The following is a 26,211-nucleotide window of genomic DNA, read 5'->3' as shown; positions in this document are numbered from 1 at the left end:
TCAATTGTTAAATTGCATCTGCATTGCAAACAAGCGAGAAAGACTCAAATCATTTATTTCATCTTAAATCCATAACCCATGATTGTAAGCACAACTAATAGCTTAGAAGGTTACACTGTAACTGCCTATTTGGGCATCGTGTCCGGCGAAACCATTATCGGCGCCAACGTTTTCAAGGATTTTTTCGCAACCATCACTGACATTGTCGGTGGCAGGGCTGGTGCCTACGAGCGTGTCCTGAGGGAGGCAAAAGCCACCGCGATGGCTGAGATGGAAATGCAGGCAAGAGCTTTCGGTGCAAACGCCATTATCGGTATTGATTTGGATTACGAGACAATCCGCGAAGGAATGCTGATGGTGACGGCCGCCGGAACCGCAGTCAAAGTGGAAAAGAAATCCTAATTGACAATCTCGATTTTTCCAGAACTCACCTCTCCCCTGACTGTATGGGCAGAACCATTGTTGATCACCAAACTGCCGGAGGATTGGCTGTCGCCGACACGCACAAAGCCACTTCCGGCAGTTATGTTGAAATTAAAATCACTTAGGCGGCTTCCAGTTTGGATATAAATATTTCCGGAAGAAGATTTCAAGTCAGTGTTCGGCCCCAGTCCTGTTGCGGTCGCAAATAGCTGACCCGAGGAAAGATGACCTTTCCCGAGACTCAATACCCGCTGCAATTCTATTTTTCCGGAAGATACCACAGCATTTACTTGGCCATTGACGTCGGTCAGCTTGATTTCCCCACTTGAAGCTTCCGCTTCCACGTTTCCGTCTATGCGCTGCATATTGATGCGCCCGGAAGAAATCACTACGCCGACGTTTCCTGCCAAATCCGTCCCAGATACTGTCCCCGAACTGTTATTGATGTAAATATCGTCGCCGGTAATATCCGAAATTTGAATATTGCCCGAACTTGCGAGGAATCGAGGCGCGGTTCCGACCACGCTATTGGCTGTCAATGAACCAGATCCAGCACTGAGGTTTACTTCCATCAACTTAGGTCCCGTAAGCCTGATGTAGCCTTCAGAACGATAGTTACCCCAAGTGCCGCCTTTTTTGACGGTCCGAACGATGAGCCTCGTACCTTCGACATCAAATTCAATGACAAATTTATTATCCGAATTGGCACGAAGGAGGGCATCTAAGGTCACATCCTGTTTACCAACTTGTCCTTCATAGGAAACTTCCAGAAATGCGCCTTCCACTTCGACTTCAGTGATATTGCTGAAATCCTGATTGATTTCGGAAACCACAGAGAGGTCATTGTCCAAACAGGAATTGAGACCCAAAAGGGCAAAAATGCCCAAAATGGTTACAAGAATTCTAGATTTTAAATACATAGTGCTCATGGTAATTTGATTTATTTGTTGGTTTGTTTTGATAGTTTCGCTAATACAGTGCCATAGTGCCTTGGTTTCCAATTGGAAGACATCTTTTGCCTACTTTTCCTTTTGGTTTTTAGCAAATGTCAATAAAGTGGTTCATTTATAAGGTTTTACAAATTTCAATAATTGTGCACCTTGTTCCAATTTCGACCAATACCAACGACTGAAATGGTCGCTTAACAATTGTGATGGGCACAATAAACATCCCCCCTTTTCCAAAAGACAACCCAATGACCACGCACCCCTATTCAGGACAAAAAGATTTTTGAGGCAATCACCACGAAATTGAAACCGGTCCTAGGCCAAATTATTTATTGGGATTTTTTGCAATTGCGGGGACTGAGGCATTTCTTTGCATATCCTTTCACTTTTTGGTGTTGGGATTTATAAAGAAGAGGTGAGAGACAGGCTCGATGACCCTCTGGCAACCTGGAAATACCAAGGTGCCAATTCCTGCCAGAAGATTCTGGAAATATAAATTCTTAACATGATGCAACTGTACGCTATTTCCCTCAGTTTTCACTATTTTAACGCCAATAGCCTGGGCCGTCTGGGTTTTTTGCTTACTATTTTATTAGGCTTTGACCTAAACTTTCGGCGCAGTATATTGTTCAAACAAAGATTTATTTCCAAAACCCTTTAACCGACTTTCTTATGGCACCTTTTCGTTTTGAAACCCTCCAATTGCATGCAGGACAAAAACCAGACCCAACTACCAATTCACGAGCAGTACCCATTTACCAAACAACGTCCTACACATTTGACTCAGCCGACCATGGCGCCAATCTTTTTGCGCTGAAGGAGTTTGGCAACATCTACACAAGGATCATGAATCCTACTACCGATGTCTTCGAACAAAGGGTAGCGGCATTGGAAGGCGGAGTTGCCGCATTGGCGACGGCATCTGGACAGGCTGCGCAGTTCTTGGCATTAAACAACATCCTGCAGGCTGGAGACAATTTTGTATCCACTTCGTTTTTGTACGGTGGTACATACAACCAGTTCAAAGTTTCCTTCAAACGCATTGGTATAGAAGCCCGTATCGCAAAAGGAAATGATCCTGCGGAATTTGAAAAACTGATCGATAGTAAAACCAAGGCACTCTATCTTGAGACGATAGGAAACCCGGAATTCAACGTGCCCGATTTCGAAGCAATAGCCGCATTGGCAAAAAAATATGACCTGCCACTCGTTGTAGACAACACATTCGGCGCTGGTGGATACCTTTGTCAACCCCTCAAACACGGGGCAAATGTAGTGGTTGCGTCCGCCACCAAATGGATCGGTGGACACGGCACCTCGATCGGCGGCATCATCGTAGACGGTGGCAACTACAATTGGGGCAATGGCAAATTCCCCCAATTCTCCGAGCCTTCGGAAGGTTACCATGGTTTGGTCTTTTGGGATGTATTTGGCGAAGGTAATCCGCTCGGTTTGCCAAATATGGCATTTGCCATCCGAGCCAGGACAGAAGGTTTGCGCGATTTTGGCCCCGCGATTTCACCGTTCAATTCCTTCCTTTTGCTGCAAGGATTGGAGACACTTTCCCTACGCGTCCAAAGAACCGTGGACAACGCCCTTGCAATCGCGCAGTGGCTGGAGTCACACCCTAAAGTCCAAAAAGTGAATTATCCAGGCCTCGCGTCCTCCCCCTACCATTCCCTGGCAAAGAAATACCTACGCAACGGCTTCGGAGGCGTGCTGAGTTTTGAAATCAAAGGATCCAAGGAAAGTGCGACAAGCTTTATCAACAACCTCAAACTGATTTCACACTTGGCAAACGTGGGTGATGCGAAAACCTTGATAATCCAACCTTCGGCTACCACCCATCAGCAACTAACGGATGCGGAACAGCTTGCCGCGGGCGTGACCCCTTCACTACTGAGGCTTTCATTGGGAATCGAACACATCGAAGACATCAAAGAGGACCTGCAGCAGGCTTTTGACAGTCTTCCCTGATCAACATTACCGGGAATCCGTTGCGGAAAAGGATTCCAAAACAACCTTAGAATGAATTTGACTAGCAATTACCTGATTACAGACATGGCGCAAGAGACCTTCACATTTGAGGGGAAATTTGAATTAGAATCCGGGGAATCCCTTCCCGGATTCCAGTTGGCTTATACCACCCAAGGGCATTTGACCACGGAGAAGGATAATGTCGTCTGGGTCATCCATGCCCTGACCGGCGACGCCAATCCCCAAGAATGGTGGTCCGGAATCATTGGGGAGGACAAGTTCTTCGATCCAACCAACCACTTCATTGTCTGTGCCAATCTGTTGGGTTCTTGTTACGGCAGTACAAATCCCCTTTCGATTCATCCCGAGACCGGCAAGACGTATTTCTATGACTTCCCAAACCTGACCCCTAGGGACTTGGCCAGGAGTCTTGAACACCTTCGTCAGCACCTTGGAATTGATCAAATCAATACGATTATCGGTGGCTCGCTGGGTGGACAAGTTGGCATCGAATGGGCGTATTTGCTTCAACATCAAGTCAAGAACACCATCATCCTTGCCTCCAATGCGAAAACCTCTCCATGGACAATCGCCTTCAACGAATCCCAAAGAATGGCCATCGAGACCGACTGCACATGGGGAGAAAACCACCCAGAAGCAGGCAAAAAAGGCATGGAAACTGCCCGCGCTATCGCGATGATATCCTATCGCCATCCTGAGGATTTCGCCAAGAAACAATCCGATACATCCGAAAAACTAGATGGATTCCGGGTGTCATCGTACCTGAGGTACCAAGGCCAAAAATTGGCAAATCGCTTCAATGCCTTTTCCTATTGGGTACTTAGCAAGGCCATGGATAGCCATGACCTAGGCAGGGGTCGGGGTGGAGTGGAACGAGCCCTCGCCGAGATTCCATCCAAGTTGCTTGCAATAGGTGTGGACAGGGATCTTTTATTTGTCAGGGAAGAATCCCAGTTCATCGCACACCATGTCCCCAAAGGTACCTATCGAGAGATTCGGTCCACCTTTGGACATGATGCATTCCTGATAGAGTACGAGCAGCTGCAGTATATCCTCAGGAGCTTCTATCTTGAGGGAAATCACGGTTAAGACGGCCTTCTCGGCCGTTTTTTTCTTTTGGGAAAAACGATGAACCAATCATGAACTTTACCCAAATCAAAGAAACCTGTCTTTACGTCGACGATTTGGGGGTCGCGGAGGCATTTTACCATGGCAAACTCGGAATGCCCTTGATTTCAAAAGTCGAGGGAAGACACGTTTTCTTTAAGTGTGGCAGCTCGGTATTGTTGTGTTTTTTGCCGGATGTGACCAAAACAGAACGATCACTTCCACCACACTTTGCGGTTGGGAAACAGCATATTGCCTTTGAGGTCGGCAAGGAGGATTATCCAGCGACCAAGCTAATGATAACCACAGCCGGCATCCCCATTACCCATACCCAAACTTGGAAAAACGGAGAAAGCTTCTATTTCGAAGATCCCTTTGGGCATGTACTGGAAATCGTACCAGTGGGAATTTGGGAGTAGGTCATTTTTTCCCAAGAACATTTGACCCAAACCCAAGCATGGGAAGAACCCCTAGGTCCTTGTAGGGAAAATCCACTAGGTAAAACAAACCTATTTCAAAATAGAATTTCCTAAGTTTAGCTCTGACTCCTAAGGAACCATACAGTTCTTCCCCAACCAGAATATTGTCCAAAAATAAGGTCCCCTTCGGGCCGGTTTCGACATTTCCGCCAAGCGTATACACCACTCCGCCAGCGAATTCGCCTTCATATTGTGGACCATCAACCAATCCTGCATAGCCAATTCCCAAAGTAAGGTTATTGACTTTGTTTCCAATAGAATGGGAGGTGAGAAAACCATAAAAAGATGAATATGCGTCTGGCAATTTGCCAAAAAACCCGGTGAACTTGAGTTGGTAAGGACTTTTCCTTGGCGTGAATACATAAGATGATTGAAGCAGGTAGCCGAACAAAAGCTCGTTGCCAAAAATTTCGGGGAATGCCAATACTGTCGCTGAGGCAGAGACTCTATCCGTCACTCCGACGTTAAACTGATTTATGAGGAATACGTATTGGTTTTGCCATTCAAATTGCCTCCTTTCCATAGCTCTCCCTGTCGGAGTAAGCAAATTTCGGTGCTGAAACTTGGTAGAATCCGACCCGATTAGGGAATCTCCTTGGTCATGCGAAAATTCCATCCAATTACCGTCGAATGAAAATACTGGCAGGCAGGACCCGATAAACAAAAGTGAAAACAAAAGAATCTTCATGACATTTTCGGTTTAGGGTTGAAAATTGATCCATGGAATCTTATCTAGTGCACCGAATAAATCTACCAATAATCGTCTCGATCATGGCGCAAGCGTATTTTCCTCCTTTTGCGAAAAATCCTAACTAATTGGTGTATGCGGAATAAATTCTTAAAAAATGCAATCGCCCATCCAAGGCTGCTCTAATTTCTCAATAATCAATTAAAAAAGGGCTTTCGCCCTTCTTGTGATTTCTGAATAATCTGCATGTTTCACTCCACTTTCGTCCATTCCACGGTCCTTCCTATCATCGAAAACCCAACATATCCACGGACTTCCAGGGTCTTGCCATCTTTGCGCTTGATGATGCAGGAATAGGTTTTTCCGTTTTTTGGATCGTAGATCGTGCCGTCTTCCCAGACGCCGCCCTTGAACTGAAAGTCGTTCAATAGGCGCATGCCCATAATTGGTCTGGTGCGCAATTCCTTTTCAGAGTTGTTCTTGTCGACTTTGGGCTTCCCGTTTTCTACGGGTTCTTTTAGCCATACAATCTTACCAAAATACCTTCCTCCCTCTTTGAAGATTTCAACTTGGGCATCTTTCTCGGTATTGTACCATTTGCCGACGATGGCATCCGGCTGCTGGGCATACAACTGGCTGCTCAGCAAAACAAATGCGACAACCAGCATCAAATTTGGGTTTATTATTGACTTCATGGATTTGATTTTTATGAATGAGTGTCGAATAATAATACTTTTACAGACTCAAATCAAGTTTGGCAGTGCAACCTTCCGCTAACATTCCTCCCTCTTCCGAAAACGCAATTAGCCCTCAAGAAGATAGAATTGAATTGTCTTGGAATGGGGAGAAGTTTTTGCTGTTGCCTGAAAAGGCTGTTCTTATTCCCCGTCTCCGGACAATTCTCATCGCAGATCCACATTTTGGCAAAGCTGCTCATTTCAGAAAAGCAGGCATTCCAATTCCGGAAAAGGTGCATGTACAGGATTTTCTCAAAATCCAAAAACTCATCCATGACCATGCCGCCACTGAAGTGTATTTTTTGGGCGATTTGTTCCACAGCGATTGGAATGAATCTTGGACGGATTTGGAAGAATTTGCAGGATATTTCCCTGGTTGTGGGTTTCATTTGGTCAAAGGAAACCACGACATCCTGCCCGAGAAGTTGTACCAATCAGGTGTTTGGGAAATTCACCCCAAGCCAACGATTTTGGGTAATTTTCTGCTTAGCCATGAACCCTTAGAAGATGTTCCTTCAGAAATGTTCAACTTCTGCGGACATATCCATCCTGGTATTGCACTTTATGGCATTGCGCGTCAAAGGATGGTACTTCCATGCTTTTTCCAGAACGAAAGACAAATGATACTTCCTGCATTCGGCAGGTTCACAGGTATCGTCAGCATGGCTTCGGGTACAGATAACCGCGCTTATGCGATAGCAGGCAAAAAAGTGGTGGAAGTCAAATTCTGTTAATACGTTGGTTTAATTGGCCAAGCTGTTTAATTTTGACCCAATCACATCGTATATGGGGATTAATCCGAGAAAGAAAACCAAGCTGGGGAGATTCAAGTTTGCCTCTGTACTGTTTAGCACCACCCTCTCACTGTTCATTTTGGGGCTTTTTGGGGTGATTGTGATCCAAGCGAAAACACTGACAAGCCTCATCAGGGAAAACATCGAAATCCAGGTCTTTTTGAACAAAGACCTCACGGTAGACCAAAAGATGGGGATCCGCAGGACATTGGAAGCCAAACCCTATATACTCCGTAAAGACGGAAAATCCGGCGTGACCTTTATCTCCCAAGATGAAGCCGCAAAAGAATTCCTAAAAGATACCGGCGAAGATTTCACCCAATTCTTGGACGACAATCCGCTTCGTGATTCATACACTATCGCGATCTCTGAGGAATACCAAACAGCCGAAAGCATGGAGGAAATCGTCAAGGAAATCAAGGGAATTTCCGGCGTATTTGAAGTCACCTACATAGCCGACTTGGTCGAATCCATCAACAAGAACCTATTTAAGGTCGCGCTGGTAATGGGAGGTTTCATTCTAATCCTCGTCTTTACCGTCGTGATGTTGATCAACAACACGATCCGTCTGGCGCTGTTTTCGCAAAGATTCCTCATCCGAAGCATGCAGCTAGTGGGTGCCACACGTGGATTTATCCGACGGCCATTCCTTGGAAGGGCGCTGCTTTTTGGCTTCCTTTCGGGAGTCATTGCTTCGCTATTGTTATTTTTGATTTTGGAATATACCAAGTCCAACGTCGAAGGCTTTTCGCTTCTGCAAAATAATGAGCTGTTGTTTGCGTTGTTTGGGGTCTTGATAATTGCGGGAGTACTGCTGTCGGTTTTGAGCACGCTGCAGGCGGTAAACAAATACTTAAATATGTCCTTGGACGAACTTTATTAATATGAGTCACTCAAACTTTCCATTTACCAAAAAGAATTACACCCTGATGCTGATTGGTCTCGGCATCATCATTTTGGGATTCATCATTATCGGTTTGGACAGGGAACCCCATGGTTTCGGTGTTTTGGGCCTGACAGTGGGCCCAATCGTGACCTTGGCGGGATTTTTGTTCCAGTTTTACGCGATTTTTCACAAATCTGAAAAGTAATCACCCATGGATATTTTCGAAGCAATCATCCTTGGCATTGTTCAAGGCTTGACAGAGTTTTTGCCTGTTTCATCGAGCGGGCATTTGGAATTGGGAGGTGCAATCCTCGGCGGTGATCGCCTTCCCGAGGAAAGTCTGACATTTACGGTTGTATTGCACTTCGCTACAGCACTCGCGACGATGCTCGTTTTTCGCAAGGACATTGCACTGATCCTCGAATCGGTCATCAAACTCAAATGGAACGAAGACACGCAGCTTGTGGCAAAAATCGCGCTCTCAATGATCCCGGCCGTCATCATTGGGCTCTTTTTCGAAGAGCAGTTGGAGCAGTTTTTTGGTGGAAAAGTGGTTTTCGTGGGCTTCATGCTACTGGTTACTGCCCTGCTGCTTTTTTTAGCAGACAAGGCAAAAAATACGGGCAAAAACCTCGGATTTGGCCACGCAGCAATTATCGGTATTTCCCAAGCGATTGCCATGCTTCCAGGGATTTCCCGCTCAGGGGCGACAATTTCCACATCTGTACTTCTAGGCATTGACAAAACCAAAGCGGCGCGTTTTTCCTTCCTCATGGTTGTCCCCTTGATCTTCGGCAAAATCGCAAAGGATATTCTAGATGGGGTGATTTCCTTTCAGGAGTCCACATTTGGTTATATGTCTGCAGGCTTTGTGGCCGCATTTATTTCCGGCTATCTGGCTTGTACATGGATGATTGCCCTCGTCAGAAAGAGCAAACTCACCTATTTTGCGATCTATTGTACGCTCGTAGGACTGATTGCCATCTTTGCAGGCCTATATTTGTAGCATGGAGCAAGAAGCCTACGGCGAAGTTTTTCTCATCAATAAGCCCCTCGAGTGGACCTCCTTTGACGTGGTCAAAAAAATCCGCAACACCCTCAAGATCAAAAAAGTGGGGCATGCGGGTACCCTGGATCCCTTGGCAACAGGTCTCCTCATCGTATGTGCCGGAAAAAAGACGAAATCCATCGAGACCTTTATGGGACAGGAAAAGGAGTATACGGGCACCTTTGTCTTGGGAAAAACCACGGAGAGCTTTGATTTGGAAAAGGAAGTGGTGGACGTAGCGGACCCGGCACACCTGACTATGGAAGATGTCAAGAAAGCTGCAGCCCAACTTACAGGTGATATCTTACAGGTTCCGCCTATGCATTCTGCTATCAAAGTGGATGGAAAACGGGTTTATGAATCCGCACGAAAAGGCCAAGAAGTCGTGATGGAAGCCAGACCTGTTTCAGTACCTGTTTTCGAAATCACTGACTTTCAAAACCCTGTCGTGCATTTTCGCATCGTTTGTTCCAAAGGAACCTACATCCGAAGCCTCGCCCGCGACCTCGGTAATATCCTTGGCGTCGGTGCCTACATGGCGTCGCTGATACGTACCCGAACCGGGGATTTCAGGCTAGAAGAGGCCATCTCTGTAAATGACGCTGTAGAACTCATCAAATCCAGACAGCATGAAAATCTATGAGGGAATCGAGGATTTCGGGTCGGTGAGAAACCCCGTTGTCACGAGTGGAACCTTCGACGGTGTCCACTTGGGCCACCAGAAAATCCTGCGACGCATCCGAACCTTGGCAGATGAAATCGGAGGAGAAACAGTCCTCATCACTTTTTGGCCGCATCCACGGATGATCCTATATCCCCATGATCACCAAATCAGGCTTCTCAGCACCTTTGAAGAAAAAGCCAAACTCCTGAAGCATTTCGGAATCGATCACTTGCTGACGATTCCCTTCACAAAAGAGTTTTCCGAATTTTCCTCCGAGCAATTTGTCCAAAAAATCCTCGTCGATACGATCGGTACCAAAAAACTGGTCATAGGCTATGACCATCGCTTCGGCAAAAACCGTGAAGGTGGATTCGACTACTTGATGCAGAACCAAGCACGGTTTGGATTTGACTTGGAGGAAATCCCCAGGGAAGATGTCGACCATGTGGGGGTTTCCAGCACCAAAATCAGGAAAGCCTTGGAAGAGGGCAAAGTGGATGTAGCCAACGAATTCCTGGGACGCCCCTATGAGCTCAATGGCATCATCATCAAGGGACAGCAATTGGGCAGGTCCATCGGATTTCCCACTGCCAATGTCCATATCCCCCACGATTACAAGCTGATACCCTGTGAAGGAGCCTATGCAGTAGAAGTAGACGTGGAAGGAGAGCTTTTTCGAGGTATGCTCAATATCGGCTTCCGGCCAACTGTCAGCGGAAACAGCCGGTCGATCGAGGTGCATCTGTTCGACTTCCATGGCGATCTGTATGATCGGCGAATCTGTGTGCGCCTAAAATCGTATCTTAGACCAGAGATTAAGTTTAGCGGGTTGGATGCCCTGAAACAGCAACTTGCCATTGACAAGGAACAGGCCATCCGACTCCTTACGACCTGAAACCCAAAATAACCGATATGATTGACAAGACAATTTCCAATGCCCAAGCCGCGGTAGCGGACGTTTTCACGGGCGCCACGCTGATGTTTGGCGGATTTGGACTGAGCGGAATTCCTGAAAACTGTATCAAAGCACTGCTCGAAAAAGATATCACAGGCCTGACCTGCATTTCCAACAACGCGGGCGTAGACGATTTCGGCATTGGGCTCATGCTAAAAAAACGCATGGTACGCAAGATGATCTCCAGTTACGTAGGTGAAAATGCCGAGTTTGAACGGCAACTCCTCAGCGGGGAACTCGAGGTGGATTTGATCCCACAAGGCACTTTGGCAGAGCGTATCCGGGCTGGAGGTGCTGGAATCCCTGCATTTTTCACACCTGCTGGTGTGGGCACCGAAGTCGCCGTAGGCAAAGAAGTACGCGAATTTGACGGGAAATTGTACCTCCTGGAACGCTGGCTGCAGGCTGACTTTGCCTTTGTGAAGGCTTGGAAGGGCGACACGGCAGGCAATTTGGTGTACAAAGGCACCGCACGGAACTTCAACCCCATGATGGCGGCGGCCGGGAAAATCACCATTGCCGAAGTAGAGGAATTGGTTCCTGTTGGAGAGCTCGACCCCAACCAAATCCATACACCAGGCATCTATGTACAGCGAATCTTCCAAGGAGTCAACTACGAAAAAAGAATCGAGCAGCGTACGGTCAGAAAAGTTTAACATTGACCACCTCGTCATCCAAAACCCTGGATCATTCATCCAACCGTAAACCCAAATAACCCATGCTGACCAAAGAACAAATCGCCCAAAGAATAGCCAAAGAAGTCAAAAAAGGCCAATATATCAACCTCGGCATCGGCATCCCCACCTTGGTGGCCAATTACATTCCCGCGGACCTCGACGTAGTCCTTCAATCCGAAAACGGCCTGCTTGGTATTGGCCCCTTCCCGACCGAGGCCGAAATTGACCCGGACTTGATCAATGCCGGAAAACAGACCATCACCATGGTCAAAGGGTCTGCCATTTTCAGTTCGTCTGAGTCATTTGCCATGATCCGTGGCGGACATGTGCACCTGACTATCCTTGGCGCCATGGAAGTCTCCGAAAACGGGGACATCGCCAACTGGAAAGTCCCTGGAAAGATGGTCAAAGGCATGGGTGGAGCGATGGACTTGGTCGCCTCGGCAAAAAACATTATTGTGGCAATGCAACATTGCTCCAAAGACGGCCAATCCAAACTTTTGAAGCAATGTACCCTACCCATTACCGGTATCCGCTGCGTCAAAAAAATCGTAACCGACCTAGCGGTGCTTGACGTACTGCCTGAGGGCGGATTCAAACTTCTCGAGCGCGCCCCCGACGTCAGCATCGAAGAAATCAAATCCAAAACGGAGGGGAAATTGGTAATTGAAGGGTCTGTCCCAGAGATGGTATTTTGAGAAAATTTTCGTTCAGTAGCAAGAAAGCGGAACGAAACTGATCCTACCTCAATAAATACATTTTCCCATACCCCTGCTTGAAGGCCTTGTCGCCTGCGGTTCCACGCAATTCGACAAATTGGCCATTTTTGCGTACGAGTACGCGGTAGATGTAGACACCGTTGGCCAATTGATCGCCAAACTCATCCCGTCCATCCCAAGCATACTCGGAAATATTGTTCCCAATCCGAATTGGACCCAGCTCGTCCTGAAGGATTTCCCTTACAACCCTCCCCGAGACGGTCATGATTTGGATCTTGATCTGATCCGGGACTTCCGAACCCGTCACCGTAAACACAAAGCGCACGCTGCTGCTGAATGGATTGGGATAAGGGTAAAAATTGGAAATACTTGCCTCGTTGATGACTTCAAAATTCACCTCATAAGGCTTGTCCATACCCAGGTTATCCGTCACGATGCGTAAGGTATAAATACCGTCATCGAGTGGACCAGGCCGAAATTCGACCTTGAAGCTGCTACTTTCGGTGGCCGCAGACCAAGTCACCAATGGCGAGGAGAAGTTCACCTTTTGAAAACCGCAGCCTTCGCAGGGCTTTTTGATGAACATTTCGATGCCGAGTGTATCCTTTTTCAACAAGAATGATTTGTCGTTTTTCAACATCGACGTAATCAAAACGGTTGGAGAAACGATATCCCCATCCATGATGTATACACCATCAAAATTCACATCGAGTAGCGCCGAATTGCGGTCGGGCACCACGACGAAATAATGCCCCAAATCAATCAGGTTGTTACGGAAAGTCTGTTCCAACTGAATCTGTGGATTCACAACAATACCTACCCTATTCTCGCCGCCCTTGCCCACAGAATTGAAATCAATGCTGAAGGCGTGGCTTTCACCCGCTTTGACCGCAGGGATTTTCTTGTTGAATTTCTCGAGTTTTTTGGTCGTCGTGTTGAAAAACTCCCACTCGACCACCAATGAATCCGCAAAGTCAAATGTTGATATATTGATAAACTCAAACGGTAGCGTATATCCTTTGCCCTCCGGTAGATTCACCCGGTCTTCTGTTCCTTTGAATACCAAAACGCCTTCTGGTACCCCGGTATAGTTCACCTGCCATTTGTCCAAAACAGATGGTGCTGTGGAATTTTCATCCTCCATCGCATATCGCAAGCGCAGATAAGGGAACAGGTTCGGATTCACGGTTGCCAAGTCTACCTCCCCTTCTTGTACATTGGCAAAAAGTACCTGCTCTTCACCCGTGGTCCTCACACCGATTACGTCAAAATAAGCCAAGCCTTCGTCAAACCAATCCCGTGGATTGACCTGATTGAAGAAACGCTTCCACTCGGAGGCAGGGCCGATTCTTGGAGTGAGAATGGAACCTGATGAAATGTACCCGGTCAATTGGGTTTGGAATTCCAGTATCTGCGCATTGGTTTCGATCTCCAAATCCTGCTTGGCTACTATCTCAACACCCTCTCCAGGGCGCATCCCTTTTTGACCAAAAAGGATGTAGGGATCCCCGTTTTGAAGATTGCGGAGTACAGCTTCATTGGCGCCGACCAGTTTCATTTTTTCAATCGCAGCATCCGGCCACTGATCAAACGTAACGCCACCGACGGTGAAAATCACCACAAAATCCCCTTCTTTGAGCCCATCGATGTAGTCCAGGAGAATTCTTTGTCCGGGCCCCGTAATCCAAGCATTCCGAATGCTTTGGATGACTTGTGGTACCCGACCGCAGGTACGCCCATCAAGGATGTCAAAACCCTCCGGCGGTATCACGAGATAAGGTGTCAGCGACTTCTGGTCAAATGCCACCAAACCCAAGGAGCCATCTGGGCATAATCTTGAATTGGCATTGTTGACATTGTCGATAATATAGGGAACGCCTTCCAAGTAGAATTGCGTGTTGCGGAAAGTAAGGCTGTCGGTTTGGTTGCCAAAAGTGAACACCTCGACATTGAGCTTCTTATCTGTGTATTTCCATTGGCGCTTGAGTGGATCTACTTCTATGTTGTTCAACTGGCTTCCTTCCAATTGCGGGATTTCCCTTTGTGTCCAGCCTGATGGGCCGTTTTGGATAAAGGAAAAGCTTCCCCGTGTCCATTGATCGCTTTCGCCTTCCTTTAGCTCGAGGAACCTTGACCTCCAATAGAAAGTCATAGAGTCCTTTTGGGCAATATTCTCGAATAGATTCAGGGGCCAAGAAATCAAATTGGCACTGGTGATGCGTACTTCGCGACGGATCGGAGAACTGAAATTGGCTGCGGTATCGAGTTGGATGACAACGGTCCTTGGCTCCACGGACTTGCCGGGAATTTGGGCGACGAGGTTCAGGTTGGCTTGGTTCACAATACCAAAATTCTCCGGGATCAAGTGGATCGTCCCACTCAGTGGGACAAACTTGGTCACCGTAATCGCATTGTTGAAATAGGTCATCTCGGGAATTGATTTTCCCGGGTTGATCTCTAAGGTAAAGGTGTTGTCGCCGAAAGCGGATACGCCCGTGTTTGGCACTGCAAAATCTATGGTATCCCTTCGGAAAATGGCTGGAATTTTCACGCTCGGATAGTTAGTAACGGAACCGTCTGGAAGCCTGCGGGTAATCTTGTATTCCACAGAATCCTCGTCCACACGCCCAATGTTTCTGACGACAAAAGAAAGCTTCAGGGAATCCGCCAAAGCGTTGAACGCTTGCCCATCGAAAGCGCCCAATAGCACGTCATCCTCTTTCAAGGCATAGTCAGCCTTGTTTGCCGGAAAGAGTTTCACCGCCGGGTCACCCAACATGACCAATTGCTCAGCATGGGAGCGATTGATAATGGAGCTTCCGTATCGAAAGTAAAACCACCTTTCCGCTTCCTTCCTGATCAATCCCACCGGCTGGTAGATCATCGAAGAATCCGCAAATGCCTTGGTATAGAAAGACTCTGTATACCTTCTCAAATACACGTCTACGCCTGTATTGGCATGGGCAAAGAAGTTACTTGCTCCCTTGTCTGGTGTCAAAATCCAGTCCTCCCCAAAAGTGTATGCGTTGCCAAATGAGTTGCCCGCATCGCAGCCGTTGAGGAAAAGCATGGGGTATTTGCCCTTGTTTTGGTAGCCCATCGTCGGATCCGAGGCAAATCCGATCTCGATGTCGATGATGGAAGGCGCCGCATGTCCAAAAAACGTCACCAGACCCAAGCCATCGTTGACCTCTTTGGAAATGTCGATCAACTCGATCGTCGCATTGGAGCGTTTGCGGTAAGTCGTCACATTTCCGCCTAAGTAAGGCCCCTCGGCAATGTTTTTGAATCCATTGAGGAAATTGAAATAGCGCGAAAGCTCAAAGGACGACAAGCCTCCCGCAAGGTGGACGATCTCCTTTTGCCAATCTTCCTTGACGCCCAAGGCATCTTTTTCCTTGACCTTGTTTAGATAAGCCGCGACGTGATTTGGTGTCCTCGCAGGAATCCTACCAATGGCAATGGCGGAAAGTAGGGGATTCTCCGGGTCAAGTCCAATACCATAATTATGGTCCGCATAGGGGTATCCCGCAGGCGGCACCATATCCTGAAAGGAAAATATCGCGGGGTTTTGTCGGTAGAAGTAATTGATGTTGTTTGCACGGGCGGTGGAAAAGATACCTGTCGCCCGGCCGATCAGAAACAAAAACTCAGGCTTATGGATCGGATAATAGGCTTTGAGGAACTCATAGATCGCCAAAGGAGTCTTTTCACCGTAAGAAAACTGATTGTAAAGCTCGTCCACATTGACCACCAAGGTATCATATCCACCACCTTGCGGAGAGGCACGGTGGGCTGCATATGCCGCGACCGGGTCGGCGTAGCTACCGGCAGGCCGCCTGAGAAACCTGTTGCTGATCACAATAAAATCGGCCTTCCTCGCCATGAGGTCCCTGAAGCGCACCCTTTGCATGTTCGGTACGACTTTGATATCCAGTTCATTTTCAACCCAGATTTTGCTTGGGGAATCTTCGATACCTGATGCAAAGCTGATTTGGTTTCCGCTTTTGGAGACTGGAACCACAGCAGGGTTTGCTGGATCACTTACCTCCAAAGCCCGGTAATTTGAAAATGCGTTGTTGATTTGAACCCGCGCGGTGCCAGCTTGGGAGATAAAATATTGCCCACTGAAATCCCCATTGGTCACAAGTTTCGGATAAGTCAATCGGATATAGGGTACAGAAACGTTATCCGTGGGTGCTGGGCCCGCTGTCCGTACCTGGATCGTAATTTGTCCCTGTGGGTTGAAATCGGAGGACAACACAGGAATTTTCTGATGCACTGCCTGCATCATGTTGAAGTTGAAAGTCCCCACGGGACGCAAGACCGTACTGTTAGGCCCCACGCTGATGGTTACCACGTGCGGGGTTTCAGACCTACCTGTCAGGCCGATTTCCAAGATTCCGTCACCGGCGGCGGGAATTTGCCCCAGGTCCGTCAATACAAAATTGCGGGGGTTCGTCTTTCCGATTTGGCTGCTGGTCCAGCCTTCGCCTTCCTCTAAATCCGAAAGTCTGACACCTGGTGTATACAATATCCCAAAATGAAAATTCTCAAAATAAACGTTTTGGATGATATCGTTGTAAGATGTGGCAAGTTGGGCGGCGGGATCTGCGGCTTGCCGCTGCGCCATTCGTTTGCCATTGATGCCCGGTGTAATCGTCAGAAAAAATGCGGTTGAATCGTTGTGCAGGTTGTAGGCTGTGTTGCCAACATGGCTGGGATCTTTGTACAGCTTGGCATCGAGCGCGCCGTCATTTTTCCTGCCGAAAAAGTCTATGAAATCCTGGGTATCAAATTTTCCATCATTCTCACCTTGGATGTGGATGGCGACTTCCTTGCCCCTGTGGTACATCCGAATTTCCCGCGGATCAATCACATTGGGATTGATCCCAGCTGCAGAAAGGCTCGCAAAACTCAATCGATATATCCCGTCCGTGTGGGTCGGTATTTTATAATAAGTACCATTGTAGTCGATCCAATCCGCCTGGGCAGAGGATTTGAGAGAAAAGGCCAAGACAAATACCAAGGCCAAAAACAGACTATTCGGCTTCAATTGTCCCATCCTTTGTTGATCCTAAATTTCTTTTCATACTCTTTCAAACTCACCTTCACGCTAAACACATGGGAATAGGGCGTCTGGGAAATCCCTCCAATATCCGACAGTGCATAGTCAATCTGAAACTTATTGTTCAGAAAAACCCCAACACCAAAACTGGGCTTCCAAGCCGTATAAAATGTTCCGTCAAAATCCTTGATGCGCTGGATATGGCTGCCGCCCAATCGTAGGAAAGCCATTTTCCGGAAACTACCTTCCAATCCCAACCTTGGCTCGAAGCTGGCCAATCCCGTCCTAATGGCCGTATTTCTCCGACCATCAAAGGTCACTTCCAAGTCAAGGACGCCCTGCACACTGATCTCGTCGTTGATGTCCACGTCACGTGTCGCGCTCAGGATGGCCCTTGGCAAAGTCAGTTCAATCGAATTGACCGGAATCACGTTATTCGTCTGGGCATAGATATCACGTACCAATTCGGCATTGTGAAACCATGCATTAAAGGTACTTGTCACGTCCCGCAGCATTACGCCAAAACGCCATCTTTCCATCAAGTAAATCCCACCGACATCCAAGCCAAAACCCCAAGCCTGCGCAAATTTACCCACATTGCGGTGGATGATTTTGGCGTTGACACCAAGCTTGAACGCATCGCTTACGTCATGGGCATAGGTCAACATCAGCGCATAGTCGGCCGCATTGAAAAACTGTATGTTGTTATAATTCAACGCGCCATTGGCATCATACAGGAAGCGGGTATCGGGAATATCATCCACGCCAAACCGAATGAGGGAAACCCCAATCTGATTGTCCATGTCGAGACTGGTGCTGTAGCCGAGGTAGTCAAACTTGGCAATCCCCGCAAAATACTCCGCATGCATCATGGCAAACTCGTGCTGATGCTTGATGCCAATCAAGCCCGCGGGATTCCAATAGGCAGCCGTGACATCCCGGACAGAGGATACCTGGGCGCCACCCATGCCGAGGGCACGGGCGCCAATGCCTATGTTCATAAATTCATTGGAATATTTGGGAGCTATCGTTTGGGCGTTAAGCTGCTTGGTCAGGCCGAAAACCAATAAGATTCCAATCATCCACCTGATTATCACCATTGATGAGAGTAAAAACCGATGCAAAGTAAAAATATTTCCTTAAGTATAAAGCTAATTTACCAAAATTGAAAGCCGTTCAAAATGCGTTCCGCTGTACGCATTCGTACATAAAAATGTCCACTCCCACCACAGCCGATTTTGGAAGAAGGCATTTTGCAAGTCAACCCCAAAAAAAATCCCTTGGGATGAAAAAGCCGAAAATCCCGCTCCATTTATCAAAAACAAACTTTTTTTAATTTCGGGAAAATTTTTTTTCACTTTTAATAACCTTGAAGCTTGCAATACAAGGTACTGTCCAAAACTTTGGTACAGTTTTGCTAGGATAGGCTGCAGAGCGTACCGGATACCTATCCGATCTGCCCTTTTATGAACTAAACCACTTATACCCCATGAATGCTTCAAACACCCAGGTCCAGATGCGCAAAGGTTTGCTGGAATTCTGCATCCTGCACATCATCGCCCGCGGGGAAGTATATGCTTCCGACATGATCGAAGAGCTCACCGAAGCCAAAATGATCGTGGTGGAAGGTACGCTGTACCCGCTCCTCAACCGGCTCAAAAACGCCTCCTTGGTCTCCTACAAATGGGTCGAGTCCGAATCAGGGCCTCCGCGCAAGTACTACTCGATCACGGACGAAGGCAAAGCTTTTCTTGAAACCTTGGACGAAACCTGGGATTCCCTCGTCAAATCCACCCACATGATCACCTCTAAGAAATAAGCCATGAAAAAGACAATAAGCATCAACATCAGCGGCATCCTTTTTCACATTGAAGAGGACGGCTACGCGACACTCAAGAAGTACCTGGAGGCGATCAGCAAGCATTTCTCGCATTACCAGGACAACCAGGAAATCATCTCCGATATCGAAAACCGTATCGCTGAGATCTTCCTGAGCAACCTCAAAAACAACAAACAGGTCATCACTGCCGACAATGTCAACAGCCTAATCGAAAAGATGGGTACCATTGCAGATTTCAAGGCTTTGGAGGAGGACATGCAAGAGGAGGAAAAAGAAAAAGTCAAAGAAGAAAGTGCGCAAGAGCAGGATTATTACAAACACATCACGCCACACCAGGATATCAAGGGCTACAAGAAACTGACCCGTCTGGAAAGCAGAAAGATCCTTGGTGGCGTTTGTGCTGGCTTGGCCAACTACTTCTCGATAGACCCGCTATGGACCAGGTTGATTGCCATCCTGCTGCTCTTCAGTGGCAATTTGAGACTCGGAAAGCCCGGATGGGATTTCCTTCCATGGAACTTTGACTTCAGCCTCTCCCTAGGGATTTGGGCCATTATAGCCTATATCGTCATGTGGATCATTCTGCCTGTGTCCTACGACGAGCCCGAGGACAAAAACATCAAGAAGCTCTATAGAAACCCCGATGACAAGACCCTAGGCGGTGTTGCAAGCGGTTTGGCTGCGTATTTCGGCATTGAGGTGATCTGGATGCGTCTCTTGTTCATCGGTCTATTGTTTGCCGGTGGCGCTGGATTGGTCATTTACATAATTCTCTGGATCATCACGCCTGTCGCCAAATCCATTACCGAGCGAATCGAGATGAAAGGTGGCGCCATTACGCTGGACAATATCGAAACAACCATCAAAGAAAACCTCAACCCACTCCCTCCCAGAGAGGAAAGCCAGGGCAGAAAAATCCTTTTGGCACCATTCAGGTTCCTCGGCAAGGTGATCAATGCGCTCGGAGAGGCTTTGGGACCCTTGGGCAAGTTCCTGCTGTCCGTGATCCGCGTTTTCTTTGGATTAATCATTTTCTTGATCGGCGTATCGATTACGATTGCTCCATTGGCATTGCTGGGCGTGTATCTTGGGATCGTTCCGGTGGGTGGAGATGCGCCCTTCATCATCAATGACATTCCTGCCGCCTGGATCAATGAAATCATACCATTATGGCTGGCAATTGCAGTGACTGTTGCCATCTTCATTCCTGGGATCATCATACTCTTGTTGGGAATCTCAGTCCTCGTCAAGCGCAGCATCATCGATTCGCGGTTTGGACTTGTCGCCCTGGGGCTTTGGCTGCTGAGTATCGCGATTTGCGCAGTACAAATCCCGAGAGCTGTAAACAACTTCAAAACCGAAGGCACACATACAGTGGAAAAAACCTTGGAAATCGGGGCAGGCACCTTGGTATTGAAATCAGTTTCGAACAATGATATCGATGGTCTGTATGATGAAGTAAGCCTGCAATTGGAAGGAACGGACAATCCGCTTCCGATTTTGGTACAGGACTTCAAGGCAAGAGGAAAATCACGCACTGATGCGATGCAATCCGCCGAATCCATCCAATATGACTACACGATCACGGATTCAGTACTGACTCTTAACCGCTCGATCAACCTCGGTTCGCTCGACAAATTCAGGGTACAAGAATTGGAATTGGTACTGGAGATTCCTTTTGACAAACCCTTTGTAATGGACAAGTCCATCTTGCCAATCCTCGAAAACACAATCCATAAAAATGGCTACAAGACTCGGGACGTGAGCTCAAGAAACCACTGGGTTTTCAACGAAAATGGGATGCTCTGCCTTACCTGCAACGACGCCAACAAGAAAACAGAAGCTGATAGCATTTCCAGAGCCAAGTTTGCCGATTCCTACTTCATGAAAAAGTAAACTTTGGGTCGCGACAATGTCCAACAAGAAGCCCCCTGACAATCAGTTCCGATAGGTACTGAAAGTAGAACCAATTGATTACCAAATAACTTAAACACAGCAACCACTAACCACCAAGCAGGGCGCATAGAAGCGTCCTGCTTTTTTTGTGTGCGGCAAGGAATCGTTTCGGATATGCCCTATCTTTAGCATATAACCCAAAAACCAATGCAAGTACAAATTAAATTTTTGGGCGGTGCTAAATCCGTCACAGGCTCAAGGTATCTTTTGGAAATCGACCATCAAAAATTCCTTGTGGATTGCGGCCTGTTCCAGGGTCTTAAGGAACTGAGGTTGAGAAACTGGGATGAATTCCCGATCGATCCCGCTGAGATACATGCAGTTATTTTGACGCATGCGCATATTGACCACACCGGTTATTTGCCAAAATTGGTGAAAGAGGGTTTTTCAGGAAGGATCTACTGCACCTACCCAACTTTGGACCTCACCAAAATATTGCTCAAGGACAGCGCCAAGCTACAGGAGGAAGAAGCCGAATACGCCCAGCGCAAAGGCTATTCCCGACATGCAAAGCCGCAACCATTGTACACAGTCGGAGATGCAGAGAAGGTTTTTAACCTGCTCGAACCTGTGGAGATGGAAACCCCAACCCAACTTGTAAACGGCGTCACGTTCACCTTTTTCAATGCGGGACATATTCTCGGTGCGGCGATATTGAAAATTAAGGTCAAAGGCAAAAACCAGGAAAAAAAGATTGTCTTTTCGGGGGATCTGGGGAGATTCCAAGATCCTATATTCAATCCGCCAGCGAGAATACCCTTTGCGGATATCCTCCTGATGGAGTCCACCTATGGCGACCGGAAGCAACCCACGCTTCACCCTGAGGATGAATTGGGAAGGGCAATTCGTGAGACCTTGCGTAACGGTGGCGTGGCAGTGATACCTGCATTTGCCGTGGGCCGGACACAGATGATTCTCTTTTACTTGCATTTGCTGCTGCACAAAGGCAAAATTCCAAACGTGCCGATCTACGTGGACAGTCCGATGGCGATCGACGTGACAAAGTTGTATAAGCAGTTCATGTCTTACCATCGCTTGGGACCACTTTTCGAAGAAGAGGAAGAGCATAATCCCTTTCATCACCCCAACCTGCATTATTATCAAACACAGGAAGCTTCAATTTCGCTCAACGAAATCCGCAGCAACGCCATCATCATTTCCGCGAGCGGCATGGCGACCGGCGGAAGGATTTTGCACCATTTGTATCATCGCCTCCCCAACGAGCACGACAGCATCATCTTCGTGGGCTATCAGGCTGAAGGGACAAGGGGAAGAAGAATACTGGACGGTGAAGCCACATCCCGTATGTACGGAGTGGAAGTCCCCGTAAAGGCAAAAACCTACTATATCGAAGGTCTCTCCGCACACGCTGACCAAGACGAACTGATGGAATGGGCTGCAGGATTCACCTCTAGGCCGAAGATTACTTTCTTGGTCCACGGGGAAAAAAATGCCTCAGAAGTGCTGGCTTTCAAGCTCAAGCACGAGCTGGATTGGCACCCAATTATTCCCGACTATTTGGAAAGCTTTGTATTGTTTGATGGAATTTGAGTTGGATCGTCAAAAACGCAGGGCTGCACCCAATTGTAGATAGCGGTTTCGATTCCCGCCGTTCACGTTGATAAGGCCATGATTGTAGCGGGCTTCTATGTCAAAAATCAACACTTTGATCCCTGCACCCACGTGAAACGGCAAATCAAAAACAGAGGTCTTATTGGATTGCGTAAGGGCATTCGCCCCGGCAACCTCATATTTCTCACCGACCTTAAAACTTGGAGAAATACCGCCTTGTAAAAAGGCCAATTTCAAAATCGAGATTTTCAAACCCAAGGGAACCGCCAAATAGTTGATTTTCCTAAAATTCAAATCATCCTGTCTATGTCCTGCCTGCAGGTACTCCAATCCGGAATGCCAATGGAGGGTCCCTGTAACGCCCAATTTATCTTCGGTAAATGCCCCAACGTACCATCCGGGCAAGGATCCTTGGATTTGATTTCCATCGTTGTTGGTCTGCGCGGATTGGAATCCAGCCCTGATTCCGAATTGTGCGTTTGCTTTCAATCCGAGCACCATCAGCAATCCGAGTAGCAAAAAAGACCTGTTCATAAAAATGAGTTTTTCTAAATATCGGTAATCAATTCAAATAATTGGGTACAAAACTACTCAAAAAAGAGCTAACCAGGCTTCAGGTTTCTGGCTGGTAATTCAAATGTTTCAGAGTTGCTTTTCAAAACAAACACTGTTGTCCATGCCGATGTATTGCCCGTAGTTGGGAATAACACGATAGCCAGAACTGAAATACAACGCAATCGCTTCGGTTTGCCTTTTGCCGGTCTCCAGTACACAACGTTTGAAACCAAGTTCCAACGCCCAATTCTCCAATTCCCGCAAAATCCCTTTTGCAATTCCTTTTCCTCGATGCGTGGTCAACACAAACATCCGCTTCACCTCCATACTGCCATCATCAAACCGTTTGATTGCCCCACAGCCCACGGCTTCCTCCCCTATTTTGGCCAGGATCACATATTTGATCCCATCCAATTTGTTGAACTGGTCATAAAAAGCATGGTCCTCCCCATCCGTCACAGCCAATCCGGCATCCAGCAACTTGACCAATTCCTGGAATTGTGGATTTTCGGCGTCCGTTTTAAAATACTTGATTTTCATCTCGGAAAATTTATATCAGTGCAATCAAATTAGCATAAAAAGCACAAGCTTCCTGGATTTGGGAAACCTCGATGGATTCGTCCCGCATATGCGCCATTTTGTAGTCACCCGGCCCAAAACCAATAGTAGGTATACCCATGGTCACTGGCGTGACTGCATTGGTGCTGAAATCCCAAAACTCAAACCGCGCGGGATTTTGCCCGAAAGTATCACGGAATGCCTCCACACATTTTACCGTCAAGTAGGCATCCTCTGCTATTTTCCAAGCGGGATGTATCGGCACATAGTGGATATCGGTGCCAGTCCAACTTTTCCGTTTCAGTACGCCGGGTTCCCATGAAGCGTTTTTCCCCGATACCAGGGTATCCATTTCCTCCCGAATCATCGCTTCTGTTTCTCCCGGCACCGTCCTTCGATCGAGGTAAATCTCACAGGAAAACGGCACGGCGTTGAGGGAAGCAGCTTCGGAACTTATCCGGGAAAGTACCAAGGTTGGCTTGAAACCATCCTTTTCGAGCTTAGCTAGCGCAAAGTTCTTGGATTCCACCTTCTGGATGATTTCCGCCATTTCATAGACCGCATTGACGCCCTTTTCAGGGGCGGAACCGTGAGCGGACTTTCCCTCGGTGCGGATCTTGACCTGCGCCTTTCCCTTGTGTCCCAAGGCAATTTGATTGCCAGACGGCTCACAGATGACCACAAAATCTGGCTGTATTCCCAACGAATTGAAAAGGAATTTGAGGTTTTCCCCATCACAATCTTCCTCGTTGACCGTACAGGAAACCATGACTTTCTTACCCTCAAGTTTACCTGCATGCTTGGCTGCGACAGCTGCATATAGGGAAGCCGCAACCGAAGACTTCATATCGACTGCCCCCCGGCCGTGCAACCGTCCATTCGCGACGATTCCTTCGAAGGGAGGATATTCCCAATCCTTCTCATCCGGGACCTCGACCGTATCCACATGTGCGTCAAAAAGAATGGATTTTGAGCCTTCTCCCATTGTTCCCACCAGGTTTCCCATCGCGTCAAGCTTCACGCTATCAAAGCCCAGTTCAATCATTTTTTGCTCGAGAAACCTGATAATCGGCCCCTCTTGGCTGGAATAGCTTTGGATACGAATAAGTTGTCTTGCCAAATCAATGATGGCGTCTTGGTATCGATTGGTATCAATTGGCATAACGAAATATGTTTCGGAAATTCATCCGTCAAGATTCCGAATTTAATGAACTGGGCAAGGAAAAATGGAGAATGAAAAAAATTATTTGATGAAATGAGATGTCTGGAACCCGCCTAACCTGGGAAATAAATTGGGCAACTTTTGAATTTCAACCAAAAAACGGCTTTCCCAAATCCGATTTTCACTCGTAAAGATCGCCTTTTTACCTACATATCTTCGTCCCAAATATCCACCAGCTTCCCGTTGTTCTTGATCAGCACAAAATGTTCCCACAATGCAGAACCAAGCGAAATTGACTTGTAGGGTAGGTTTTTTTCCCTACAAAAATCCCGAATGATATCCGTCAGCTTATCGGCGTAGAGGTAACTGATCTTGGGAAAAAGGTGGTGGGCAATGTGGCAATTGAAATTACCCATGACAAACTTGAAATACCAATTGCGGCCATCGACATCATTGGTGGTCGCCAACTGATGTACAAACCAACTGTACGGAAGCTTTCCGTTTGAGTTGGTTGTGGCAAAATCATTTTTGGTATTGACGTGAGGCGGCAACAGCACGACAAGTGCGTGGGTTCCGGCAACTAAAAAAAACACCAATAGCGCCAACGAAATCTGTCCCAAAGAAAAGTCGGTCAGCCATTTTGGAATCAAAACCATATACCCAATAAATGCAAATTTGAAAAGGAAAAGCTTTAAATATTCCTTGGTTGGGATTGGGCCAAGTTTGCGGACAATCGTCGATCTGTTAAAAAAATCCTTGAAATCACGGAAAAGGAACCAATTGAGCAGGAAAAATGGGTAAAGGAAAAAAATCCAAGTCTTGTTCTTTTTGATGCGTTTTTGCTGGTCTTCAGGATGGACTTTGAGGAAGTCAGACTTTTCGATATCTGGATCCCAGCCCATGACATTGGGGAAATTGTGGTGAAACACGACATGACGCAACTTCCACAGGTAGCTATTTGCCCCGATGAGGTCAAAAAAATGGAGATACAAATTGTTCATCCACTTCCAAGGGAAGACATTGTCATGGGCAGATTCATGCAGTAGGTTGAGAAAAATCAATACCACCATCCATCCAAGAATGGCATACAAACCTAAAAACTGCCAATATGAAGAAACCGAAAGTGCAAAAAAGTAGATTCCAAAATAGACCACCGGGAACAGGATGGCTTTGAGGTAGAGTTGCCACTCAAGCTTTGGGATACGGGCGATTTCTGCTTCGACTTTCTCCCTGAGTTCGGCAAACAAGGCTGTTTCCTGCGGCTTTTGGTCAAAAGTTGGCCGGATGGTACTGAAGCCTACGATTGGCTTTGACGGATTTTGCGTCTCCATGTCTAGAAGGAATTAATTGAGAAAATTCGGATAATTTTTGATACCTA

Annotated in this window: 24 protein-coding genes and 1 riboswitch; of the genes, 15 read left to right on the top strand and 9 right to left on the bottom strand. The window is 47.2% G+C overall.

The genetic code is table 11. The features are described from left to right. The first annotated feature begins 78 nt into the window (after positions 1 to 78). Complete coding sequence (locus tag C943_RS01885) at positions 79 to 402, top strand: YbjQ family protein (RefSeq protein WP_008623678.1); 324 nt, start codon at positions 79 to 81, stop codon at positions 400 to 402. Here the strand turns inward: C943_RS01885 and C943_RS01880 are convergent. Next, positions 399 to 1,352: a DUF4097 family beta strand repeat-containing protein gene (locus C943_RS01880; RefSeq protein WP_081610434.1), complete on the bottom strand. Its 954-nt coding sequence runs from the start codon at positions 1,350 to 1,352 to the stop codon at positions 399 to 401. The genes C943_RS01885 and C943_RS01880 overlap by 4 nt on opposite strands. Positions 1,353 to 1,769: 417 nt before the next feature. Beyond that, a riboswitch (SAM riboswitch) is annotated at positions 1,770 to 1,869 on the top strand. Positions 1,870 to 2,042: 173 nt separating this feature from the next. Here C943_RS01880 and C943_RS01875 point away from each other — a divergent pair. From C943_RS01875 to C943_RS01865, 3 genes are read left to right on the top strand one after another with little or no spacing between them, the layout of a single operon-like run. Beyond that, a complete protein-coding gene (locus tag C943_RS01875; protein WP_040478660.1) occupies positions 2,043 to 3,347 on the top strand; it encodes an O-acetylhomoserine aminocarboxypropyltransferase/cysteine synthase family protein in 1,305 nt (434 codons plus the stop codon). Positions 3,348 to 3,398: 51 nt separating this feature from the next. Then, on the top strand, positions 3,399 to 4,457 hold the full coding sequence (locus tag C943_RS01870; RefSeq protein WP_008623674.1) for a homoserine O-acetyltransferase family protein: 1,059 nt from the start codon (positions 3,399 to 3,401) through the stop codon (positions 4,455 to 4,457). 50 nt (positions 4,458 to 4,507) lie between these two features. Further along, positions 4,508 to 4,894, top strand: a complete 387-nt coding sequence (locus tag C943_RS01865; protein ID WP_008623673.1) for a VOC family protein — start codon at positions 4,508 to 4,510, stop codon at positions 4,892 to 4,894. A 1-nt stretch (position 4,895) separates the two neighbouring features. On the opposite strand, the gene C943_RS01860 is transcribed toward C943_RS01865, so the two are convergent. After that, positions 4,896 to 5,642 (bottom strand): hypothetical protein, encoded by a 747-nt coding sequence (locus C943_RS01860; RefSeq protein ID WP_008623672.1) that lies wholly within the window; start codon positions 5,640 to 5,642, stop codon positions 4,896 to 4,898. A 251-nt stretch (positions 5,643 to 5,893) separates the two neighbouring features. After that, a complete protein-coding gene (locus C943_RS01855) occupies positions 5,894 to 6,337 on the bottom strand; it encodes a DUF2147 domain-containing protein (protein WP_040478656.1) in 444 nt (147 codons plus the stop codon). A 65-nt stretch (positions 6,338 to 6,402) separates the two neighbouring features. On the opposite strand from C943_RS01855, the gene pdeM reads away from it, so the two are divergent. The 8 genes from pdeM to C943_RS01815 all read left to right on the top strand — a co-directional run bounded on the left by pdeM (position 6,403) and on the right by C943_RS01815 (position 12,101). Beyond that, entirely contained in the window at positions 6,403 to 7,113 is a 711-nt protein-coding gene (gene pdeM, locus C943_RS01850) for a ligase-associated DNA damage response endonuclease PdeM (protein WP_245545494.1), read from the top strand. A gap of 52 nt (positions 7,114 to 7,165) precedes the next feature. Then, on the top strand, positions 7,166 to 8,056 hold the full coding sequence (locus C943_RS01845; RefSeq protein ID WP_008623669.1) for a cell division protein FtsX: 891 nt from the start codon (positions 7,166 to 7,168) through the stop codon (positions 8,054 to 8,056). Position 8,057: 1 nt separating this feature from the next. Next, positions 8,058 to 8,264 carry a DUF3098 domain-containing protein gene (locus C943_RS01840; protein ID WP_040478653.1) on the top strand — a complete coding sequence of 69 codons (207 nt, stop codon included), beginning with the start codon at positions 8,058 to 8,060 and terminating at the stop codon, positions 8,262 to 8,264. Between the two features lie 6 nt (positions 8,265 to 8,270). Continuing rightward, complete coding sequence (locus C943_RS01835; RefSeq protein ID WP_008623665.1) at positions 8,271 to 9,065, top strand: undecaprenyl-diphosphate phosphatase; 795 nt, start codon at positions 8,271 to 8,273, stop codon at positions 9,063 to 9,065. Between the two features lies 1 nt (position 9,066). Beyond that, positions 9,067 to 9,750, top strand: a complete 684-nt coding sequence (truB, locus tag C943_RS01830; RefSeq protein ID WP_008623664.1) for a tRNA pseudouridine(55) synthase TruB — start codon at positions 9,067 to 9,069, stop codon at positions 9,748 to 9,750. After that, positions 9,737 to 10,666, top strand: coding sequence for a bifunctional riboflavin kinase/FAD synthetase (locus C943_RS01825; protein WP_008623663.1), 930 nt, complete (start codon positions 9,737 to 9,739; stop codon positions 10,664 to 10,666). Before truB ends, C943_RS01825 begins: the two co-directional genes overlap by 14 nt. A 17-nt stretch (positions 10,667 to 10,683) precedes the next feature. After that, entirely contained in the window at positions 10,684 to 11,382 is a 699-nt protein-coding gene (locus C943_RS01820) for a CoA transferase subunit A (protein ID WP_040478650.1), read from the top strand. A 62-nt stretch (positions 11,383 to 11,444) separates the two neighbouring features. Further along, complete coding sequence (locus C943_RS01815) at positions 11,445 to 12,101, top strand: CoA transferase subunit B (RefSeq protein ID WP_040478646.1); 657 nt, start codon at positions 11,445 to 11,447, stop codon at positions 12,099 to 12,101. Between the two features lie 43 nt (positions 12,102 to 12,144). On the opposite strand, the gene porU2 is transcribed toward C943_RS01815, so the two are convergent. After that, positions 12,145 to 17,187, bottom strand: coding sequence for a putative type IX secretion system sortase PorU2 (gene porU2 / locus C943_RS01810; RefSeq protein ID WP_008623662.1), 5,043 nt, complete (start codon positions 17,185 to 17,187; stop codon positions 12,145 to 12,147). Beyond that, positions 17,175 to 18,272, bottom strand: a complete 1,098-nt coding sequence (locus C943_RS01805; RefSeq protein WP_085988926.1) for a putative type IX sorting system protein PorV2 — start codon at positions 18,270 to 18,272, stop codon at positions 17,175 to 17,177. Before C943_RS01805 ends, porU2 begins: the two co-directional genes overlap by 13 nt. 407 nt (positions 18,273 to 18,679) lie before the next feature. Between C943_RS01805 and C943_RS01800 the strand changes: the two genes are divergently transcribed. From C943_RS01800 to C943_RS01790, 3 genes are all read left to right on the top strand, one after another. Then, positions 18,680 to 19,009 carry a PadR family transcriptional regulator gene (locus tag C943_RS01800; protein WP_040478640.1) on the top strand — a complete coding sequence of 110 codons (330 nt, stop codon included), beginning with the start codon at positions 18,680 to 18,682 and terminating at the stop codon, positions 19,007 to 19,009. 3 nt (positions 19,010 to 19,012) lie between these two features. Further along, positions 19,013 to 20,926, top strand: a complete 1,914-nt coding sequence (locus tag C943_RS01795) for a PspC domain-containing protein (RefSeq protein ID WP_008623658.1) — start codon at positions 19,013 to 19,015, stop codon at positions 20,924 to 20,926. Between the two features lie 207 nt (positions 20,927 to 21,133). After that, on the top strand, positions 21,134 to 22,537 hold the full coding sequence (locus C943_RS01790; RefSeq protein WP_008623657.1) for an MBL fold metallo-hydrolase RNA specificity domain-containing protein: 1,404 nt from the start codon (positions 21,134 to 21,136) through the stop codon (positions 22,535 to 22,537). A 9-nt stretch (positions 22,538 to 22,546) separates the two neighbouring features. On the opposite strand, the gene C943_RS01785 is transcribed toward C943_RS01790, so the two are convergent. The 4 genes from C943_RS01785 to C943_RS01770 form a co-directional block, all read right to left on the bottom strand. After that, the gene (locus C943_RS01785) at positions 22,547 to 23,092 is read right to left on the bottom strand and encodes an outer membrane beta-barrel protein (protein ID WP_008623649.1); all 546 of its coding nucleotides are present in this window, start codon (positions 23,090 to 23,092) and stop codon (positions 22,547 to 22,549) included. Positions 23,093 to 23,200: 108 nt separating this feature from the next. Then, positions 23,201 to 23,653: a GNAT family N-acetyltransferase gene (locus C943_RS01780; RefSeq protein WP_008623648.1), complete on the bottom strand. Its 453-nt coding sequence runs from the start codon at positions 23,651 to 23,653 to the stop codon at positions 23,201 to 23,203. A 10-nt stretch (positions 23,654 to 23,663) separates the two neighbouring features. Next, positions 23,664 to 24,833, bottom strand: a complete 1,170-nt coding sequence (locus C943_RS01775) for a YgeY family selenium metabolism-linked hydrolase (RefSeq protein WP_008623647.1) — start codon at positions 24,831 to 24,833, stop codon at positions 23,664 to 23,666. A gap of 206 nt (positions 24,834 to 25,039) precedes the next feature. Next, positions 25,040 to 26,164, bottom strand: a complete 1,125-nt coding sequence (locus tag C943_RS01770) for a fatty acid desaturase family protein (protein WP_008623646.1) — start codon at positions 26,162 to 26,164, stop codon at positions 25,040 to 25,042. Between the last annotated feature and the right edge of the window lie 47 nt (positions 26,165 to 26,211).

Source organism: Mariniradius saccharolyticus AK6 (assembly GCF_000330725.2).
Lineage (GTDB): Bacteria > Bacteroidota > Bacteroidia > Cytophagales > Cyclobacteriaceae > Mariniradius > Mariniradius saccharolyticus.
This window is presented reverse-complemented; position numbering and strand designations above follow the sequence as displayed.

Bases quoted from the DNA above. Each gene is read 5' to 3' on its own strand.
- C943_RS01860 (WP_008623672.1), bottom strand. From the start codon at position 5,642: ATGAAGATTCTTTTGTTTTCACTTTTGTTTATCGGGTCCTGCCTGCCA.
- C943_RS01775 (WP_008623647.1), bottom strand. From the start codon at position 24,833: ATGCCAATTGATACCAATCGATACCAAGACGCCATCATTGATTTGGCA.
- C943_RS01835 (WP_008623665.1), top strand. From the start codon at position 8,271: ATGGATATTTTCGAAGCAATCATCCTTGGCATTGTTCAAGGCTTGACA.
- C943_RS01785 (WP_008623649.1), bottom strand. From the start codon at position 23,092: ATGAACAGGTCTTTTTTGCTACTCGGATTGCTGATGGTGCTCGGATTG.
- C943_RS01800 (WP_040478640.1), top strand. From the start codon at position 18,680: ATGAATGCTTCAAACACCCAGGTCCAGATGCGCAAAGGTTTGCTGGAA.
- C943_RS01885 (WP_008623678.1), top strand. From the start codon at position 79: ATGATTGTAAGCACAACTAATAGCTTAGAAGGTTACACTGTAACTGCC.
- truB (WP_008623664.1), top strand. From the start codon at position 9,067: ATGGAGCAAGAAGCCTACGGCGAAGTTTTTCTCATCAATAAGCCCCTC.
- C943_RS01770 (WP_008623646.1), bottom strand. From the start codon at position 26,164: ATGGAGACGCAAAATCCGTCAAAGCCAATCGTAGGCTTCAGTACCATC.
- C943_RS01845 (WP_008623669.1), top strand. From the start codon at position 7,166: ATGGGGATTAATCCGAGAAAGAAAACCAAGCTGGGGAGATTCAAGTTT.
- C943_RS01780 (WP_008623648.1), bottom strand. From the start codon at position 23,653: ATGAAAATCAAGTATTTTAAAACGGACGCCGAAAATCCACAATTCCAG.
- C943_RS01870 (WP_008623674.1), top strand. From the start codon at position 3,399: ATGAATTTGACTAGCAATTACCTGATTACAGACATGGCGCAAGAGACC.
- C943_RS01855 (WP_040478656.1), bottom strand. From the start codon at position 6,337: ATGAAGTCAATAATAAACCCAAATTTGATGCTGGTTGTCGCATTTGTT.
- C943_RS01875 (WP_040478660.1), top strand. From the start codon at position 2,043: ATGGCACCTTTTCGTTTTGAAACCCTCCAATTGCATGCAGGACAAAAA.
- C943_RS01865 (WP_008623673.1), top strand. From the start codon at position 4,508: ATGAACTTTACCCAAATCAAAGAAACCTGTCTTTACGTCGACGATTTG.
- C943_RS01820 (WP_040478650.1), top strand. From the start codon at position 10,684: ATGATTGACAAGACAATTTCCAATGCCCAAGCCGCGGTAGCGGACGTT.
- C943_RS01790 (WP_008623657.1), top strand. From the start codon at position 21,134: ATGCAAGTACAAATTAAATTTTTGGGCGGTGCTAAATCCGTCACAGGC.
- C943_RS01805 (WP_085988926.1), bottom strand. From the start codon at position 18,272: ATGATTGGAATCTTATTGGTTTTCGGCCTGACCAAGCAGCTTAACGCC.
- C943_RS01840 (WP_040478653.1), top strand. From the start codon at position 8,058: ATGAGTCACTCAAACTTTCCATTTACCAAAAAGAATTACACCCTGATG.
- porU2 (WP_008623662.1), bottom strand. From the start codon at position 17,187: ATGGGACAATTGAAGCCGAATAGTCTGTTTTTGGCCTTGGTATTTGTC.
- C943_RS01825 (WP_008623663.1), top strand. From the start codon at position 9,737: ATGAAAATCTATGAGGGAATCGAGGATTTCGGGTCGGTGAGAAACCCC.
- C943_RS01795 (WP_008623658.1), top strand. From the start codon at position 19,013: ATGAAAAAGACAATAAGCATCAACATCAGCGGCATCCTTTTTCACATT.
- C943_RS01880 (WP_081610434.1), bottom strand. From the start codon at position 1,352: ATGAGCACTATGTATTTAAAATCTAGAATTCTTGTAACCATTTTGGGC.
- C943_RS01815 (WP_040478646.1), top strand. From the start codon at position 11,445: ATGCTGACCAAAGAACAAATCGCCCAAAGAATAGCCAAAGAAGTCAAA.